Consider the following 17,782-nt stretch of genomic DNA (forward strand, 5'->3'; position numbering starts at 1 on the left):
ACCGCGATTATGCATAGGAGTGAAGTCCGGCGATAATCAAGTTGACAGCAACCAGATTAAACATGATAATCGCGAACCCTCCTACTGCCAGCCAAGCAGATTTTTCACCATGCCAGCCGCGGGATAAGCGCAAATGCAGAAAAGCTGCATAGAAAAACCATGTGATCAAGGCCCAAACCTCTTTGGGATCCCAGCCCCAGAAGCGATCCCACGCCTGTTGAGCCCAGATCATGGCAAAAATCAAAGCCCCCAGTGTAAATACCGGAAAACCGATTGCCACTGCTCGATAAGAAATTTCATCCACCAAGTCCGGATTTGCCCGTTTCAATAATGGTTGAATAGCGGCCGCAATCCGTTTTCTTAAAATCAATCTGGCCAATAAATATAAAACTGCTCCAGTCAGGACCGACCAGATCAATGTATTAAATTTCCTTGCAGCATTTTCGCCATGCATCCAACCAGGTGCTTCGAACCATGGCTGCATTACCCCTTCTGACAGCAACTCTCCGTCATTCGGGCCCGTGATGGCAGGCAGCTGATATTCCACAGTCATCTCTTCTCCCTCGACCGGAAATTGGAACTCTGCACTGTAGTCAAATGCACTGAACAAGGAAGAAATGATCACAAAACCCAATGTGGAAAAGACCGCATACATGACTACTTCCAGCCAGGTCGTCCGTTTACTGCGCTGGGTTTGGTCGACTTGCCTTATTAAATAAATCAGTCCCGCTGCAAAGCTCACCGCCAAAATCGCTTCCCCGGTTGCCGCTGTTGTTACATGTATGTACAACCAATGACTCTTCAGCGAAGGAATAAGCGGAGAGATTTCCCGCGGAAACATGCTTGCATAGGCGATGATCAATAAAGCGACAGGTAACGTGAATAGCCCAAGCAGATTCAATCGGTAAATAAAATAGATAATGATAAAAGCAAAAACGAGCATCATGCCGAAAAAGGTCGTGAACTCAAACAGATTACTTACCGGTGCGTGCTGACTTGCAATCCACCTGGTGATAAAATAGCCTACTTGGGTCAAAAAACCGATAATGGTGATAGTTATGGCGACTTTCCCTAACGTTCCATTGCCTTTATCTGTCCGTTTGTCGCGAATCGTACCACCAAAAACGAACGTCGCCACTAAATATAATACGAACGCAATATATAGAAGCGTACTGCTTACCTGAGTCAAATCTCCCATCGTTCTCCTCCTTCCGCCGTTTGTTAACAAACGGGGTTATTGCTTGATTTCCTGTTGATCCTCTACCATATTAACACCGGTTCCATCAATCGCTTTCTCGATTTCCCGCTTGATACCATACCAGTTTTTGTTTGTATGGGCAGCAAGCATCACTCCCGAATCGCTTGGATGGATCCAAACTCTACGGTGCTGCCAGTACATACCCTGGATGACACCAATCATGAAAATCAGACCTCCAAGCGCGATGATAGGAAGGGTGTAATCTCGCTTCAGTGTCAGTCCTGTTACATCTCGGACTTCGAAATTCTGCAATCCTACCTTATAGTCGTTTTCTCCCGACGCATCGACATTTCTGCCGATCCCCGCAAAACTTACTTCAGGCGTCTCTTCCCCCGGAGGGTAAACGAAGAAGACAAAGGCCGGATTTCGCGGATACTTGGATTGGGATGCAGGTGTTCCATCATCCATGTAATATTCAGGGAAGTATTGGTCAATGACCACCCGGAATCCGTTATCAAGCTCATACTCATATTCTGGATCCATCAAATTGACCGTGAAGCTGGCTAGCGCCTCTTCTGATTCATCGTCAGTTTCATGGATTTTAAATGTCATGGATTCAAACTCATCAAGCTGATAACTCGATTGGTAAAGAGCATATCCGTCGAACTTCAAAGGTCTGTTCACTTGGATACTGCCTTCCTTCACCTTCTCTAACTCTGGGTCTTCTCCTGTTACAGCTTCTCCAGAAGCTTTATAAATGACTGCATCTGTCTGGTAGTTACTAGGTACAGCACCGCCTTGTTTTTGAATGGCTTCCTGGTAACGTTCATCGTTTTCATCGTATGTTTCCATGATGAAATCTTTGTTTTTCACATAATACTGTTGGTCAGTATCCGGTACTACGGCTGTTTCCCCTTCCCGTACCCAAACATAATCGTCTATGTACATGAACGGAATGAACCGCATCAGCGCCCCCAACAAAAATACAATCAAACCAATATGGTTGACGTACGGTCCCCATCTGGAAAAACGGCCTTTTTCAGCGAGTATATGACCGTCTTGTTCCGTGATTTTGTACCGTTGCTTTTTCAGTCGATTTTTTACATGCTCCACATCCTCAGCGGATATATTCTCCGACTCGCTGAACAATCGCTGTTTCTGCAAAAATGCTTTATGCCGCTTCGGCTTCTGCATTTTCAACGCTCTCCGTAGTGGAACATAACGATCAATGCTGGCAATGATGATGGATGTACCGATCATCGCAATTAAGATCATATACCACCAGGAGCTGTATAAGTTATGCAAACCAAGTTGATAATAAATCTTGCCAAGTATTCCATACTGGTCGGCATAATGCTGTGCCGGATCCACGTTCGGCGGTATGTACATTTCCTGAGGAAAAATCGTTCCGACCGCAGAAGCAATCAAGGTTATGACGATTAGCGTCACACCTACCTTCACCGATGAAAAGAAATTCCAAATCTTATCGATCACCGACTTATTGTAGGTTTGCGACCTTCTTGCGCTGCCCTCGTACCGCATGTTCAATAGTTTTCCGGGTTTATTGCCATCGATGTGTTGATTTTTTTCAATCGGCTTTCCGCAAGCTTCACACAACACAGTACCTTCCGGATTGACGTGACCGCAAGATTCACAAGTAATTCGTTTCATTCCTATCCCTCACAATTTTCCGCTGTTGTTATTGAGGTTCGATTTTTTTCAAGTACCCCTCCAACCGATCAAGTGTCAATTCGCCCGATACTTTTTCCACGACTTCGCCATCTGCGTTGATAAACAAAGTGGAAGGAAGCTCGCCGACATCATATAATTCCAATACTTGTCCTCCATTATCTCGGACAATCGGAAAGCTAAGCTCATACTTATCGACGAATCGGTTCACGACTAAATCGTTCGAATCCATACTGACAGCTAAGATTTCTACACCTTTTTCTTTGTATTCAGGATAAAGGCTTTCCATATACGGCATTTCTTCCTTACATGGTCCGCAGTAAGTGGCCCAGAAATTAAGCATGACCCCTTTGCCTTTCAAATCATCTAGGGATACTTCTCCGCCTTCTCCGTTGAGGCGTTCCAATTTAAAATTGGGTGCCTCGGTCCCCACGCCAATCACTGTTTTATCCTTTGTAAAATTAGACACCAACGCAAATACCACCGCAGCCAGCAAAACTAGCAGGATGCTCGAACGGAAAAGAAGACGCAGATTCTTCTTTCTTTGTTTTTGTTTTTTTGCTTCTTCTACTTTACTCAACATGCTCACTCCCTACGCCATTATATCATTAAAAGCAAGCGCAATATTTGAACATTATTTAACATTTTCTTCTGCGAGCGTACGCAGCTTCTTTACTTCATGCGGGGTCAGCTCCCGGCATTCACCTGCATTCAAACCGTGCAAATTCAAAAAAGCATACTCCTCCCGTTTTAATTTATCAACCGGATAATGCAAGGCTTCCATCATTCGGCGAATGTGTCGGTTTTTCCCCGCATGCAAAACAATTTTTATGATCGCGGTATTTTTCTTTGCATCCGTCGACAATATTTTTGCATATGACGCCCTTAATCGTTCACCATCTGACACGACCCCTTTTTTCATTTGCCGTAAAGCTTCTTTATCAGGTATCCCCTTTGTCTTGGCAACATAAACCTTGTCTATTTTATGTTTCGGATGCATGAGAAGATTGGCAAAGTCGCCGTCATTGGTCAAAAGCAGCAAACCGGAAGTATCGTAGTCGAGTCTTCCTATCGGGAACACTCGTTGGTCGATCTCAGGCAGGTAATCCGTTACGACTTTTCGGTTTTTATCATCTTGCACGCTGGAAATAACCCCACGCGGTTTATAGAGAAGATAATAAACGGGTTCTTCTTTCTCCAGGGGTATCCCGTTCACTTCGACTTTGTCCTCGGAAGAAACTTTTGTACCCAGCGTGGTCACCACCTGTCCGTTAACCTTCACTTTCCCTTCTTCGATTAGTTTTTCCGCTTTCCGCCGGGAAGTGATTCCGCTTTGTGCAATCACCTTTTGCAGCCTTTCCTGTTCATTAGCCATTTTATCACCAAATTTTCTTGTATTTTTTAAATCTTTTACTGGTCCCTTTTGGACAATAAGAAGAGCGTTAACTAGAAAGTCAACGCTTAACCTGCGAATACAATCGTTACAATCACGATTGAAGCTATTATACCAATTAGGTCTGCCAACAGTCCAACTTTTAAAGCATCTCCCATCCGGCGGATCCCGACAGCCCCGAAATAAACCGTAATAATATACAAGGTGGTGTCCGTACTACCTTGCATGGTGGAAGCCAGTCGTCCGATAAACGAATCCGGGCCGTGTGTATCAATCAGTTCTGTGGTCATTCCGAGCGCCGCCGTGCCGGAGATCGGCCGTATGATCGACAAAGGGACAATATCAGGCGGTACTCCAAAGGCTTGCAATAGCGGGGATATCATGGAAATAAAGGCGTCCAAAGCTCCAGAACCGCGCAATATCGCAATGGATACCATCATCCCCAGCAAAAAGGGCAACAAAGACATGGCCATCTGAATCCCTTCCTTCCCCCCTTCCACGAACAGCTCGTAAGAAGGAAGCCTCTTCCAGGAAGCGGATATCAGCACAATTAATATGATGAGCGGAATCATCCAGCTGCTGATTGTCGAAATGAAACTCATCTTTTCTGCTTTCTCACCCTTCTGTAATAAAATAGTCTGTCTATCATGATGGCAGCTGCCGATGAAATCAACGTAGCGATTATCGTTGTCCCGACTATCTCTGTAGGTGCAGCCGAATCATACTTCATGCGGATGGCAATAACCGTGGCCGGGATCAGCGTCAAACTAGAGGTGTTGATTGCCAGAAAAGTAATCATCGATCGGCTTGCTTCATCCGTTTTGCTAAGCTGCTTCATTTGCTCCATCGCTTTTATTCCCATCGGGGTTGCGGCATTGCCTAGTCCGAATAAATTTGCGGTGAGATTCGATAAAATGTACCCCATTGCCGGATGGTCTTTGGGAATATCCGGGAATAATCTTGTGACAAAGGGCTTGAAAAGTCTGGCCAGCATGTTGAGAAGTCCCGCTTCTTCAGCTACTTTCATTAGTCCCAGCCAGAATACAAGGACACTTATCAAACCAATAGACAACATGACTGCGTCATCAGCACTCTCGAATAACGCTTCATTTACTTCTTCCATGGTCCCGTTGAACATCGCATAAACAATTCCGATCACGGCCATTGCCGCCCAAATATAATTAACCACCTAGAAAACTCCTGTCATTTTTCGAAATAGCTGTAAAAATCCTTGTTGACTGACTGTTTGCTTGCTATGCAAAATGCTCATTTCTGTCAAATAGGAGCCGTTGACACGGAATACTTTCTTGCCGATGATCTCTTGTTTTTTTTCAGAGCTTGCTGATGCATTTTCGAGAAAATAAACGGAGCTGGTGATTTGCTGTTGCTCTTTTGCTGTAAGCGGATAACGCAGTGTTTCCGGAAACAATCCACTCAGCTTTTTGTTTGAACCGCGGACATTAAATTGTTCCGCTCCCCTGTCTTGCAAATCTGTCATCCGATATTTTTCGAATCCCCAATCAAATAAACGAATATGGTCTCGCCAATCGTCTGGATCATTGATGGTTACCATGATAAGGGACATGCCGTTTTTTTCAGCTGTTGAAACAAGCGTTCTTCCGGCTTTTTTTGTATAACCTGTCTTCCCGCCTGTACAGTACTCGTAGTACTGAGTCAACAGTTTATTTTTATTCCCCCATGCATACGTCCTCGTCTCTGCTTTATATGATTTAGATCCGGTTATCTCCCGGAAAATATCATTATCCATAGCATAACGCATCAACAAAGCCATATCGTAAGCACTCGAACGATGATTTTCAGAATCAAGCCCATGAGGATTTTCGAATGTCGTATCATTCATCCCGAGCCAAGCAGCCTTTTCGTTCATCATGTGGACAAAACCTTCAAGACTCCCACCTACTTTTTCGGCAATGGCAACTGCGGCATCATTCCCTGATCGAAGCATTAAGCCATATACCAAATCCTTCAGCTTCATCTTTTCGCCTTCTTCCAAATAAATGGAGGATCCTTCCGTATATACAGCACGGTGGCTGGCCGTAGCCTCTTCTTCCAACTCCCCCGATTCTATCGCTATGATTGCTGTCATTATCTTTGTGATGCTTGCTATGCGTTGCGGTTCATGAGCATCCTTTTCAAACAGCACTCTTCCTGTAGACTGTTCGATCAAAACCGCATGTGCGGCAGATACTCCCGGAGCTGCAGCCGTCCTTTCGGGTAAAATTCCCATAATCAAACCAACACAACAAATGAGTATGCCTATTCGCTTCAATCCCCTTACCTCCCCGCCTACTCTCTTGTACCATCATATGCAGGAAGGACAGGCGTATGTATAAAACTCCCCTCTCTAATATAAAAGACTGTTCCTTTTAAATATGAAAAAAACGGAACTGGGATGAAAAACAGATATATTTCTCACTTCCAGCTCCGCTTTGAGACTTAAACAAGCGGAACTTCCACTTGTTTTGCCAATTTCAGTCTTTGGGAAACAGATTGCCAATTTACGATATTCCACCAATTCTTCACATAATCTGCACGCTTATTCTCATATTGAAGATAATAAGCATGCTCCCATACATCCAGGACTAGTAACGGTATGACGTCCCATAAACTGAACATTTGATGCTTTTCAATTGTCTGGATCGCCAATCGGCCGGAGCGCGGTTCCCACACGAGTGCAGCCCAGCCTACTCCTTCGACCGATTCGGCAGCTGCGGAAAAAAGTGATTTGAATGCTGCGAACGAACCGAAGTCTTTTTCTATTTGACTCATCAATTCGCCGGTGGGCCTGCCACCGCCACGTGGCGACATATTTTCCCAAAACAAGGAATGAAGGAAATGACCAGAACCATTGAATGCTTGCTCTCTCATCCAATGTTTGATTAATTTAGCATCGGGCTTCTTTGTATAAAGCTCTGTTTCCGCTTTATTTAATCCATCAACATAAGATTGGTGGTGTCGATCGTGATGCAGTCTCATGATTTGCTCGGAAATATACGGTTCCAACGCATCGTATGCGTATGGCAGATCGGGAAGGACGTGCTGTCCCGGAAGAATTGTCTTCTCGCTTTGACGGGGTTTCTCCATCAGATACTTAATCAGCTCGAAAAGCTTAACGCTTTTTTGTTCCACGAGCGCGATTTTTTCATCTGTAGGTTCATCCTTTTCATCCAATAAACCGTTCAGCAACGATTTCCAGTCGGTCAGCTGTTTCTTCCATTCTTCCGCATCCTTTCCTTCGATTTGTGCTCCTTCCATCTTTTCTTCTACTTGCTTGCCCCACGTTTTCAGAGAGTCTAAGTAGTTTTTCTTTTTTTCGTTCATCGAAATCACCTCCAGATATTCTATGCCAGAAGCCCGCCTATGTGTATTCCCTAGAGGGCACTAAGATGTATCGCTTAGAAAAAAATCCCCCTGCCAAGTGGAGGCCACTGAAAAAGTCCTTTCTAATCTAGAAGAGATTTTAAAGTTTGTTGTTGATTCTCACGGATCGCTTATCGGTGGATGCTTGCCGCGGGCACAGCCTCAGCTAACTTGGTCAAGAAGATCACTTGACCAAGTGGATCTTTGGTTCGCGCTGTTCCCGCAGGCGTCACCACCGAACGCTCATCGTGGAATCAACAGAGAGTAAACGAAAAAGAAGTGATTTTCTTTGATTTCTAAAAGAAAGTCACTCTTTTTTCTTGTACAGATAAAAAGCGCTCTGTATGGAAATTAAATTCCATACAGAGCGCTTTTTTAAATTCTACTTTTCAAAGACCATCAGTTTTTCAGTGGCCTCGCCAAGTGTGATGGTGTTATTTTTTACGCCATCAACTCTTTCGAAAGACTCCTTGTACCGCTCTTTTTATGACAGCTTGCAAGGATGTTTTCAACTTTTCACTTCGCTTCCTGTGAATACAAGCCTTCCAATTTACCCTTCGTTGAATTTCGACGAACTTCATCCACGACTGAAAAAACACACAATCAAAATAGAGGCAAAAGAAAAAATCATCAGCAATTTTCAATTTCGCTGATGATTTTCCTTAAAACACCAATTATGACATTCTTTTTTTATAGGCTGTTTCATAATAACTTAATTCCTCACGCATTTGCTGAAACGACATTTCCAAATGCTCCATCAAACGCAAAAATGAATATGGCGGTTGATGATGAAAGGTGATGCTGCGCCTTCCAGAATAAGAGGCCCGGCTGTTTTCGTACCAAACATCATTCTTGGGCGAGAAGAAACCGAGAATGCATTGATGGTGAATGCCATATAATGACCTTTCAGCTGCTGTTTCGCGCATCGGTTCTTCCCGGAGCAATCCATTTACAGTATCTTTTGCTTCATCGCAAAAAACCTCCAGCCGTCTTAGTGCCTTCAACAACTCCATATAATATCCCGAAGCTCTGCTTCCATCTTCACTCATCAAATCTTCCAACTTGCAATTGTTGAGATAGCCGCTGATTTCCTTCAAGGTATCATCAAGAAAAACACTTACCTTTTTCACATGAGCATGCAGGGAATCGTTGCTCATTATTCAGCCTCCTGTTAAGTTCTAATGTCCAGACTATACGAAGGATAAAATACGTTTTCTGATTTTACTCCTCTTCCAACTGGTCCTGAAAATTTTTAAAAAACAAATCAGCTTCTCCTTCTACATCAGCTTGTTCTACATTTTCAGGGAGAGGAGGCAGTTCATCAAGTGAACGGAGTCCGAAATATGTCAGAAACTCCGTAGAAGTGCCATATAAAATAGGACGCCCGACTCCTTCTTTTCTGCCTTGTTCCGCAATCAGCCCCCTCGACATCAGCGTTTGGACAGGGCGATCACTCTTGACCCCTCTCACTTCTTCGATTTCCGCCCTGGTAATTGGTTGCTGGTATGCAATGATCGCCAACGTTTCCAGCGCTGCTTGGGAAAGCCTGGAAGTTTGCGGAGTGTCCATCAGTTTTTGATAATACGCTGTATGTTCTGGCTTTGTCGTTAAATGGAGGACATCATTGGACTCCATTATCGTTATACCTCGTTCTGCATGTTCATAATCGTATTTTAATTCATTGAGAACATGTCGGACTGCTTCTGCATCCAAGCCAAGTATTTGTGACAGTTGCTTTTGGCTGATCCCCTCATCTCCAGAAGCGAACAAGAGTCCTTCCATTACTGCTTTGAATTCTGATAACTCCACGTGGTTCACCTCATATAATAAATCATTAATTCATCAAAATGCTTCTCTTGTGTGCAATAAACTTGTTTTCCTTTCATCAATTCAAGAACAGCCATGAACGTAACCACAATGTGGGAACGAGAAGGGATGGGAAATAATTCATCAAATGCAATCCCGTCAGGTCTTTCCTTCACCTGTGTCATTACTTCGTCCATCCGCTGTTTGATGGGTATTTCTGTTCGTTGGATTTTTGTCGAAACAGGTTTCTCCCACTTTTTCCTCTCCATTATTTTATTCATGGCAGCTATCATATCATATATGGAAACATCTCCCTGAACAACCTGTTTTTGGGCTGGTGCTTCCTCGAATTCCACCGGTGGTCTCGTATAGATTTTATTGGCTTCCAGCTCTCTCTCTTTTAACTGGTCAGCTGCTTCTTTGTATTTTCGATATTCAATCAGTCTGCGCATCAGATCTTCACGGGGATCCTCTTCATACTCCTCGTCCTCCGGCTCAATAGTCTGATTTGGAAGCAGCAGTTGACTTTTTATTGCAATCAGAGTGGCTGCCATCACCAAGTATTCACTGGCAATGTTGAGTTCGAGCTGTTGCATGGTGTGTATATACGTCATGTACTGCTCAGTGATTTCTGCTACTGGAATGTCATAAATATCTATTTCATACTGATTGATCAAATGCAGCAAGAGATCTAACGGGCCTTGAAATGCCTCCGTATGTACTTCATATTTCATACTCATCACTTTCCCTCCCTTGCCAAAACCACCCACTGGTCAGCCCCATATCTCTAAAAATTTTCTCTTAACGGCATATATGCCCATACAGCATTAAGCAAAGCGCATAAATTAGTATTGTAAGTTAAATAATAACGTTTCTACTAAAGGAGGCATTAGCTATGGGTGCATATTACGGCGGTGGATTCGCTTTGATCGTAGTATTGTTCATTCTTCTAATCATTGTAGGTGCAGCCTGGCTGTAAAAGCCAAATAGCCCGCGATCGATAAGCAATCCTTTAAAAACCTGGAAAAACCGGCCTTCGTTTGATGCAAGGCCGGTTACATAGCCACTACTTTACCTCTGCTCATCCTATTATACGACAACTCTGTAAACTGGAAAAGCCAGCTCGATAAAGAGCTGGCCTTTCTATGAGCTCGGAGTCCAACTTATTGCTCCTCTTCACACCGTTCAAGAAAACGCTCTGTCATATCATCGGCACAAACAGCGTATTGCTGATCATACGTATCCCTGACTGCCTGAACCATTTTACGTCCAATGCCCATATTTCGATGGGAAGGATTAACCGTTATATGTTGAATGACAACGTTGATTTCATTTTCGAAACGGACACCGACAGCACCGAGGATATCTTCTTCTTTCCAAAGAAACAGCTGCCAGTCAGGATTTTCCTCGTATTCTTTAATGGTACTTTGCAGTTTTCTTACTTCTTTTTCTTCCGGCATAAAGGAAAGTAATCCCATTGCAATTTTTTCAAAGCTTTTTTTATAGCGAATTAACATATTTACCCCTCAATTAGAAATTAACTTACTTATGATAGATAGAAGAAAAATGAAACCGACTATGACCATCAGCCAAAACAGCATTTTCTCCTGCTTATCGCTATTCATGTTTATTATCACCCTTTATTCGGTGAACTATAATATATTTATGGACTATATCAGCCAATTTGTCAAATAACTATAAACTCACAGTACAACCAAAAACCAGTAAACAACTCCCCAAATTAAACCGATTACCAAAAGTATGACAAATAGAAACCAATTCCTTTTTTTCTCACTCATTTACATCACTCATCCTTATCCAGCCTGTTATTCATCAATCATCGACCGTATGACAAAATATCCGTCCGATTTCTTTCCTCTCCACTTAAATGGAATGAAATTCACCATGGCAATCCATATATTGTAAAGCGCAAAAAGACGAATCCACCCGTTGCCTTCCGAAACGAACTCCAAAAGCAACCATCCAGCCGCCAAATTAAAAACGGGACCTGCCATGGAGATAACGGCTTTTTCCCGGCCGCTATACGGTTGCGCTCTTTTACTTGAAGCATGTCCTCCAGCCATAAGCAGTAAATGAAAATGAACGGTCAGTTTACTTCCTATCTTTACTGCTTTCATTCTTTTTCCAGATCCAAGCGATAGTTCCATAGTATCCGCCCGGCAAATCCAAGATCCGATCACATGCCCGGTTTCATGGACGAACGCTCCGGCTGGAGCAGCTAGCAAAACAAGATAGGTAAACATTAAAAGCCATTGCATGGTGTTCCGCCCTTCACCTTCCAAACTTACTTGTCCACCAATCATTTTATTGGTTCAGATCGGAAACTTCAAGGTTTACCCCAACAAGATAGGACAAAAGCATAAGCGCCAGTGTAAAGGAGTACAGGCTGAAGCCGTCACGGTCTATGGCAACCTGCATGACCCGCATTGTTTGGGCCACCATCAAGCTTAAGAACAGTATCGGCGTGGCTTTTTGCCACACAGAGGATGGGCTTAAGACCTCGAGGAGGCAGGAACTGGTCTTGGCTGTTTCAGCCAATCATTATCCACAGACAATTAAATGTATAATTTCCTATACAAGAAACAAAAAATCATCAGCGTTTTATATCCGCTGATGATTTCTTGAAATAGCCGCTTTTGCTCAATCCTTTTTAAACGGTTTCTACCTTCACTTCTTTCATTACGTCTCCCTGCTGGATGCGCAATACTGTATCCAATCCTTCCGTTACTTGTCCAAAGACTGTATGAACGCCGTCTAGATGCGGTTGGGGTTCATGAACAAGGAAAAATTGACTTCCACCAGTATCCTTTCCGGCATGAGCCATGGATAAAGAGCCTGCCACATGTTTATGGGGATTGCCCTCTGTTTCACATTTAATCGTATACCCGGGCCCGCCTGCTCCGGTGCCAGTCGGATCGCCGCCTTGGGCCACGAACCCCGGAATGACCCGATGGAAGGTCACTCCATTGTAGAAACCACTGTTGGCCAGTTTCTCAAAGTTTGCAACTGTATTAGGTGCAGCTTCCTCAAACATTTCTATTTTGATTACTTCCCCGTTTTCAAATTGAATGGTTGCCTGTTTCATCATTAAACCCTCTCCTTTATGCCATATGGCAAATCATTTTTAGTTAAATCTTCATAGGATTCCCGCTGAATAACCAATTGGTCTTCTCCTTGTTCAGCGAACACCACTGCCGCTTTCGGGAAGCGGTTATAATGATTGGACATCGAATATCCATATGCCCCTGTACTGAAAACTGCCAATATATCTCCATACTCTATTTCAGGAACTTCCATATCCCAAATCAGCATATCTCCCGATTCACAGCACTTTCCGGCAATGGACACCTTTTCAGTCAATGCAGCATCTGCTTTGTTCGCTATGACAGCGTCATATTTAGCTTGATAAAGTGCCGGTCTCAGGTTATCAGTCATACCACCATCTACAGATACATACTTCCTCACACCAGGAATATTTTTTATGGAGCCTGTCCTATAAAGAGTCACTGCAGTATTTCCGACAATCGCTCTTCCTGGTTCTATCCAGATTTCCGGGAATTCCATCCCATGAAATTCAACTTGTTTTTGCACTTCTTCCACAAGAGCGTCTACATAACCATCTAACGGAAGGGGTTCATCTTCCGCTGTGTAACGGATTCCAAACCCTCCACCCAGGTTAAGCACTTTTGCGCGATAACCGTACGATTGTTTCCACTCACCCAGCGTTTCGAATAAGCGTCGCACTGCCATGATGAATCCTTCTGTTTCAAAAATCTGTGAACCGATATGGCAATGCAAGCCGATAACATTGATGGAGTCTGTCTTTTGGAGCATTTGAAAAGCTTGTTCTGCTTGTCCGTTTGCCAAATCAAAACCAAATTTAGAATCTTCATTGCCGGTTAAAATATAATCATGGGTATGGGCTTCGATGCCTGGAGTCACACGTAAAAGAACATCCATTTTCCTGCCTTGCTCCTCCAGGATATCTGACAGCAACTCGATTTCGTAGAAGTTGTCCAGTACAATACAGCCTATTCCGTAGTGGACTGCCATCGCTAATTCGTCAAAACTTTTGTTATTTCCGTGCAAATGAATCTTCTCAACAGGAAAGCCAGCTTGCAATGCAGTGTGCAACTCACCTTGCGAAACAACATCCAGGCTCAAATTTTCCTGTTTAGCTACCTGCAACATTGCAATCGATGAGAACGCCTTACTTGCATAGGCAACCTGGGCATTTACTCCAGCTTTTTGAAATGTATCTACAAACGCTCTCGCATTCTTTCGTATCAATGATACATCGTAAACAAATAGAGGTGTTCCATACCTTTTTGCCAAATCAATCGTATCCACCCCACCGACCACTAGATGGCCGTGTTCGTTTGTATGAAAAGGATGATTCATCCCCTGCACCTCCCTGCAAATTGCTCAACCACAATTCAATGAAAATATAGTTAATCAGTCAATGCATTCTGCCTTCTGACCAGTAATTCATTTTCTACCCTTTTTGAAAAAAATAGATAAAGTTAATTTACCATAACCTTGTCGAAGGTTCAATGTTTTCCTGTTGGCTGCTTATAATTGTTACGGGGATGCACAATACTCGGACGATCTTTTGTTAATGGAACGGATACCCGGAAAATGATTTGCTTCATCGCTTTGGCATTAAACGGGATGAAAGGCCACAGATAAGGAGTGTTCAGCGATTTGGTAAGGCTTAATGCCAAAATATAAATTGTAAAACCTATAACCATTCCTTTCACGCCAAAGATGGAAGTGATGATGATCAATAACATGCGTGATAATTTATTGGCGATGCTCAATTCATAACTCGGTGTCGCAAAGGAGCCGATGGCACAAATCGATACGTATAAAATGACTTCCGCACTAAACAATCCCACATCGATGGCAATCTGTCCGATCAATACTGCTGCAATCAATCCCATCGCTGTCGAGAGCGGGGTCGGTGTATGAATGGCGGCCATACGCAAGAATTCAATTCCAATGTCCGCTATGATCAATTGTAAAACAACCGGGACATTGCCTTCTTCATTCGGTCCTATGAACTGAAGCATAGCCGGTAAGTGATCTGGTTCCATAACCAGGACAAGCCAGAATGGTAGAAGGAAAACAGAAGCGAAAATACCCAAAAACCGAACCCAACGGACAAATGTACCTATTGCCGGGGATTGTCTGTATTCTTCTGCATGCTGAACGTGATGAAAAAAAGTGGTGGGAGTGATGATCATACTGGGCGACGTATCGACCATGATCAGCACGTGTCCTTCCAGCAGATGTGTAGAGGCGACATCGGGTCTCTCAGTATATCGCACAAGCGGGAAGGGATTGAAACCTTGTTTGACAAGGAATTCTTCAATCGTTTTATCCGCCATCGATATTCCGTCAATTTCTATATGTTTTAATTCGTCTTTGATCAGTTTCACCAAGCCATGATCTGCTACGTCTTGTAAATAGGAAATGCAAATATCCGTTTTGGAACGTTCCCCTACTTTTATCATCTCATGACGGAGTCGCTCATCTCTGATTCTCCTTCTCGTCAACGCAGTGTTTTCTATAATGTTCTCTGTAAAACCATCCCGCGAACCCCGCACGACTTTTTCCGTATCCGGTTCTTCCGGTGAGCGGCCCGGATAGGTCCGCACGTCCACAATAAAAGCTTCTGATTCATCTTCCATAAAGATGACAATTAATCCGCTGAGCATTTGATCGACTGCTTCATCCATCGTATCCACTTTGGTAACTTGCTGATGTACCAGATGGCTGCCGATAATCTCAGTCAGCTTATGTTTATTTCTGCCTGCTGAAGCAGGATATGTTTCATTTATATCCGTCAATTTCTTTAACAGCTCGACAATTGTCGGCGTTTCACAAAGTCCCGTCAAATAGTAAAGCTGAATTTCTTTCTTTAAAATAGTCAACTGCCGAAAACCTACATCAAAAGAAGTTCCAACACCGACTTTTTCTTCCATAAATCGCTGGTTATCTTTGAGATTGCTTGATATGGTGGGCTTTTTCTTCGGTTGCTTTTGTTTATTCATTGATAACCGCCTCTTTCCAAAATGATTTCAATCGCTTTTCTGGTAATCGGCGACCCCTTTTTGATATCGTCTTTTCCTTGCATCTTTCCGATATCTCCAATGGCCACGACAACAGGTATATCCATTTGATCCAAAGAATAAATCGTGTCGCCGTTTATCCTTCCGATTTCCGGAATCGGAATGCCTTCTTTGCTGATGCCATTGGAAGTCAGCTCTCCATCCTGATCGATCGCCAAGGTAAACCTAGTCCATTCGGCGTTTTTTGTATGGGCAGCTACAGCAATGGCACCTATTATTTTTATGTTTTTATTTTCAGCAAGCTTTAGTAAAATCTTCTCTCCCGCCCCCGGTCCTGGGGCTCCTGCATCATCAATCAAGACATATACCGGTTCTGCGGGAGCAGCCATGATCGCCTCTGTCACCTGTCTTTCGGAAGCATGAGTCGGATTATCCGATAAGTGCGCCAGACATGTTCCGCCTATTTCCCGCGCTAAGTAATCCATTGTCTTTTTGGCATATTCGTCACCATCTGTAATGATAATCACTTTTTTCGGTCGTTCCATGGCACCGATTCCTTTCCACACTTCTTGGTTACTTAACGAAAATCATCCATTGAAACAGCGAGCCGGCTATTTTTCCTAGAACGATTGCCATCAGCAGCCAAAGAAGATGGTTTTCCATACCGATCCGTTTCGCCAATAAAGGAAAAACATTCAAAACTTCCGTCAAGGCAGCTGCCAGCATTCCTATGAATATCCCATGGAAAGCCCCCCATACGATTGTTATGAATAAAGATAAATGGAGCGATACGCCGACAAAGGAAAGATATGTCCCGAATAAAGCGCCGAACGTCACGCCTGCTTCATATGTTTTTACGAAGGCTTTCGTTTTGCTTAATTGCACGAGGCGGGGAATGATCCCCAGTACAGTCAAAAAAGCGACAAATCCGGTTCCTACAATTAGTCCAGAGGCTAAACCGATGAATATCTCAATGAGGATGATGTGAACCATGCTCTTTATTCAACTCGTTTTCATGGTAAGTGACATAACTGTCCAAATCCTGTTGGTATTTAAAAATTTCTACTTCCAACGGGCTAGGTTCCTCATTGAATCGTTTTTTAAATAGGTGGTTGAAAAAAAGGATCATCCCGATGCCCAATCCGAATGAATAAGGGATTTGCAGCCAGAGCGGATATTCATTTTTCTCCCCTGTCAATAAGTAATGCAGATGCTGCTGCACTTCCTGCATGCTGACATCATAATGAAAATTCATGATCGCCATTGCCGACCCTATAAATAGCAACAACCAAATTAACGTAACAAGTAACAGTGGAACGTTTTTCCGCTTTTTTTCAATCATTAATATCGTTTGAGCAGCACCTATATGTTGAAATTCCAGATTAGGGTAGAGCACGGTCAATTTATCTATAACAGTGAAAACGTCAATCACCGATACATTTTGATCTTCAGGGGTCACTTGATAAATATGGGTTTCACCTATTTTTTCCTTATCTTGTGCTGTTCCTGACAGCACAGCGATATCCTTAAGCAGGACAGTCGTATGTTCCGTCACATTCAATTTCTTTTTCAATCTCAGATATACAATGCCTTCCAAATCAGCCACCTCCACTGTCGGATTCCTTTTTATTATGGATAACCGGTTCCTTAAACATGCATGAACAGCATAAAAGCGCTGGAAGATGTAACAAAGAGGGAAAAATCAATTGGATTCCTTTGGATTAAAAATAACTAAAACCAACAGTTTAAGTCGAAATAAGAGGTAGCAGAAGTACAAAAAAAGCAGATGAGAGTTGGTAAATGTCAGAGGATATCTTAAACATTAATTACTCGACAAAGTAAAAGCCCCCAGTATAACTGGCGGCTGATTTCATTTAATGAACTGAAAACGCATAAAAAATATAACTACGACATAGTTTGAATGCGTCTTCCTGACTTCTTACTTTTGTAGAGTTGGAGTTCGACGCTGCGAAAATACCCTGCGCTTTCCGCGGGCGGCTGGTGAGCTTCCTCGAGCTGACGCTCTGCGGGATCTCACCGAGGCCTTTCCTCCCGCGGGAGTCTCCGAGTATTTTCTTCGCTAGGAACAGCATTTCTGTTTAGAAACGCCTCGAAATTTTTTTATTCATGGTACTCTATGCGCCGTATCATCAATTCACATAGCTGGGAAAACAGGCAGAAAGTCCAAGAACAGGAGAAAAGACGGGAACTCCAACTGTC

General features: G+C 43.3%; 20 protein-coding genes. 1 reads left to right on the top strand and 19 read right to left on the bottom strand.

Annotated elements, in window-relative coordinates:
• Positions 1-7: 7 nt before the first annotated feature.
• The 11 genes from ccsB to F6X55_RS08770 all read right to left on the bottom strand — a co-directional run bounded on the left by ccsB (position 8) and on the right by F6X55_RS08770 (position 10,207).
• Positions 8-1,198 carry a c-type cytochrome biogenesis protein CcsB gene (ccsB, locus tag F6X55_RS08720; RefSeq protein ID WP_272914939.1) on the bottom strand — a complete coding sequence of 397 codons (1,191 nt, stop codon included), beginning with the start codon at positions 1,196-1,198 and terminating at the stop codon, positions 8-10.
• A gap of 36 nt (positions 1,199-1,234) precedes the next feature.
• Positions 1,235-2,869: a cytochrome c biogenesis protein ResB gene (gene resB / locus F6X55_RS08725; RefSeq protein ID WP_026771230.1), complete on the bottom strand. Its 1,635-nt coding sequence runs from the start codon at positions 2,867-2,869 to the stop codon at positions 1,235-1,237.
• A 28-nt stretch (positions 2,870-2,897) separates the two neighbouring features.
• The gene (resA, locus tag F6X55_RS08730; protein WP_035426704.1) at positions 2,898-3,470 is read right to left on the bottom strand and encodes a thiol-disulfide oxidoreductase ResA; all 573 of its coding nucleotides are present in this window, start codon (positions 3,468-3,470) and stop codon (positions 2,898-2,900) included.
• Between the two features lie 51 nt (positions 3,471-3,521).
• On the bottom strand, positions 3,522-4,262 hold the full coding sequence (locus tag F6X55_RS08735) for a pseudouridine synthase (protein ID WP_026771229.1): 741 nt from the start codon (positions 4,260-4,262) through the stop codon (positions 3,522-3,524).
• Between the two features lie 86 nt (positions 4,263-4,348).
• A complete protein-coding gene (locus F6X55_RS08740) occupies positions 4,349-4,882 on the bottom strand; it encodes a spore maturation protein (RefSeq protein WP_026570080.1) in 534 nt (177 codons plus the stop codon).
• Positions 4,879-5,469 (bottom strand): nucleoside recognition domain-containing protein, encoded by a 591-nt coding sequence (locus tag F6X55_RS08745; protein WP_153462768.1) that lies wholly within the window; start codon positions 5,467-5,469, stop codon positions 4,879-4,881. Before F6X55_RS08745 ends, F6X55_RS08740 begins: the two co-directional genes overlap by 4 nt.
• Positions 5,470-6,528, bottom strand: coding sequence for a D-alanyl-D-alanine carboxypeptidase family protein (locus tag F6X55_RS08750; protein WP_153462834.1), 1,059 nt, complete (start codon positions 6,526-6,528; stop codon positions 5,470-5,472).
• Positions 6,529-6,737: 209 nt separating this feature from the next.
• Positions 6,738-7,622, bottom strand: a complete 885-nt coding sequence (locus F6X55_RS08755; protein WP_026771228.1) for a superoxide dismutase — start codon at positions 7,620-7,622, stop codon at positions 6,738-6,740.
• Between the two features lie 713 nt (positions 7,623-8,335).
• Positions 8,336-8,818 (bottom strand): DUF3907 family protein, encoded by a 483-nt coding sequence (locus tag F6X55_RS08760; RefSeq protein ID WP_026570076.1) that lies wholly within the window; start codon positions 8,816-8,818, stop codon positions 8,336-8,338.
• Positions 8,819-8,882: 64 nt separating this feature from the next.
• Positions 8,883-9,470, bottom strand: a complete 588-nt coding sequence (gene scpB, locus F6X55_RS08765; protein ID WP_026570075.1) for an SMC-Scp complex subunit ScpB — start codon at positions 9,468-9,470, stop codon at positions 8,883-8,885.
• A gap of 5 nt (positions 9,471-9,475) precedes the next feature.
• Positions 9,476-10,207, bottom strand: a complete 732-nt coding sequence (locus tag F6X55_RS08770) for a segregation/condensation protein A (protein WP_026570074.1) — start codon at positions 10,205-10,207, stop codon at positions 9,476-9,478.
• A 155-nt stretch (positions 10,208-10,362) separates the two neighbouring features.
• Here F6X55_RS08770 and F6X55_RS08775 point away from each other — a divergent pair, with 155 nt between their 5' ends.
• Complete coding sequence (locus tag F6X55_RS08775) at positions 10,363-10,446, top strand: YjcZ family sporulation protein (RefSeq protein WP_035426703.1); 84 nt, start codon at positions 10,363-10,365, stop codon at positions 10,444-10,446.
• Positions 10,447-10,630: 184 nt separating this feature from the next.
• Here the strand turns inward: F6X55_RS08775 and F6X55_RS08780 are convergent, their stop codons facing one another.
• The 8 genes from F6X55_RS08780 to F6X55_RS08815 all read right to left on the bottom strand — a co-directional run bounded on the left by F6X55_RS08780 (position 10,631) and on the right by F6X55_RS08815 (position 17,159).
• Positions 10,631-10,984, bottom strand: coding sequence for a GNAT family N-acetyltransferase (locus F6X55_RS08780; RefSeq protein WP_026570073.1), 354 nt, complete (start codon positions 10,982-10,984; stop codon positions 10,631-10,633).
• A 309-nt stretch (positions 10,985-11,293) separates the two neighbouring features.
• Positions 11,294-11,746 (bottom strand): site-2 protease family protein, encoded by a 453-nt coding sequence (locus tag F6X55_RS08785; protein WP_152525508.1) that lies wholly within the window; start codon positions 11,744-11,746, stop codon positions 11,294-11,296.
• Between the two features lie 392 nt (positions 11,747-12,138).
• Positions 12,139-12,573, bottom strand: coding sequence for a peptidylprolyl isomerase (locus F6X55_RS08790; protein WP_026570072.1), 435 nt, complete (start codon positions 12,571-12,573; stop codon positions 12,139-12,141).
• A 2-nt stretch (positions 12,574-12,575) separates the two neighbouring features.
• On the bottom strand, positions 12,576-13,889 hold the full coding sequence (gene lysA, locus F6X55_RS08795) for a diaminopimelate decarboxylase (protein WP_153462769.1): 1,314 nt from the start codon (positions 13,887-13,889) through the stop codon (positions 12,576-12,578).
• Between the two features lie 149 nt (positions 13,890-14,038).
• Positions 14,039-15,544, bottom strand: a complete 1,506-nt coding sequence (locus F6X55_RS08800; protein WP_035426700.1) for a spore germination protein — start codon at positions 15,542-15,544, stop codon at positions 14,039-14,041.
• Positions 15,541-16,107, bottom strand: a complete 567-nt coding sequence (gene spoVAEA / locus F6X55_RS08805) for a stage V sporulation protein SpoVABEA (RefSeq protein ID WP_026570069.1) — start codon at positions 16,105-16,107, stop codon at positions 15,541-15,543. Before spoVAEA ends, F6X55_RS08800 begins: the two co-directional genes overlap by 4 nt.
• Before the next feature lie 28 nt (positions 16,108-16,135).
• Entirely contained in the window at positions 16,136-16,555 is a 420-nt protein-coding gene (locus tag F6X55_RS08810; RefSeq protein ID WP_026570068.1) for a stage V sporulation protein AB, read from the bottom strand.
• Positions 16,533-17,159 carry a stage V sporulation protein AA gene (locus F6X55_RS08815; protein WP_026771226.1) on the bottom strand — a complete coding sequence of 209 codons (627 nt, stop codon included), beginning with the start codon at positions 17,157-17,159 and terminating at the stop codon, positions 16,533-16,535. The genes F6X55_RS08810 and F6X55_RS08815 overlap by 23 nt, the downstream gene beginning before the upstream one ends.
• Positions 17,160-17,782 lie beyond the last annotated feature (623 nt).

Source organism: Sediminibacillus terrae (assembly GCF_009602435.1).
Taxonomy (GTDB): Bacteria; Bacillota; Bacilli; order Bacillales; family Amphibacillaceae; genus Sediminibacillus; species Sediminibacillus terrae.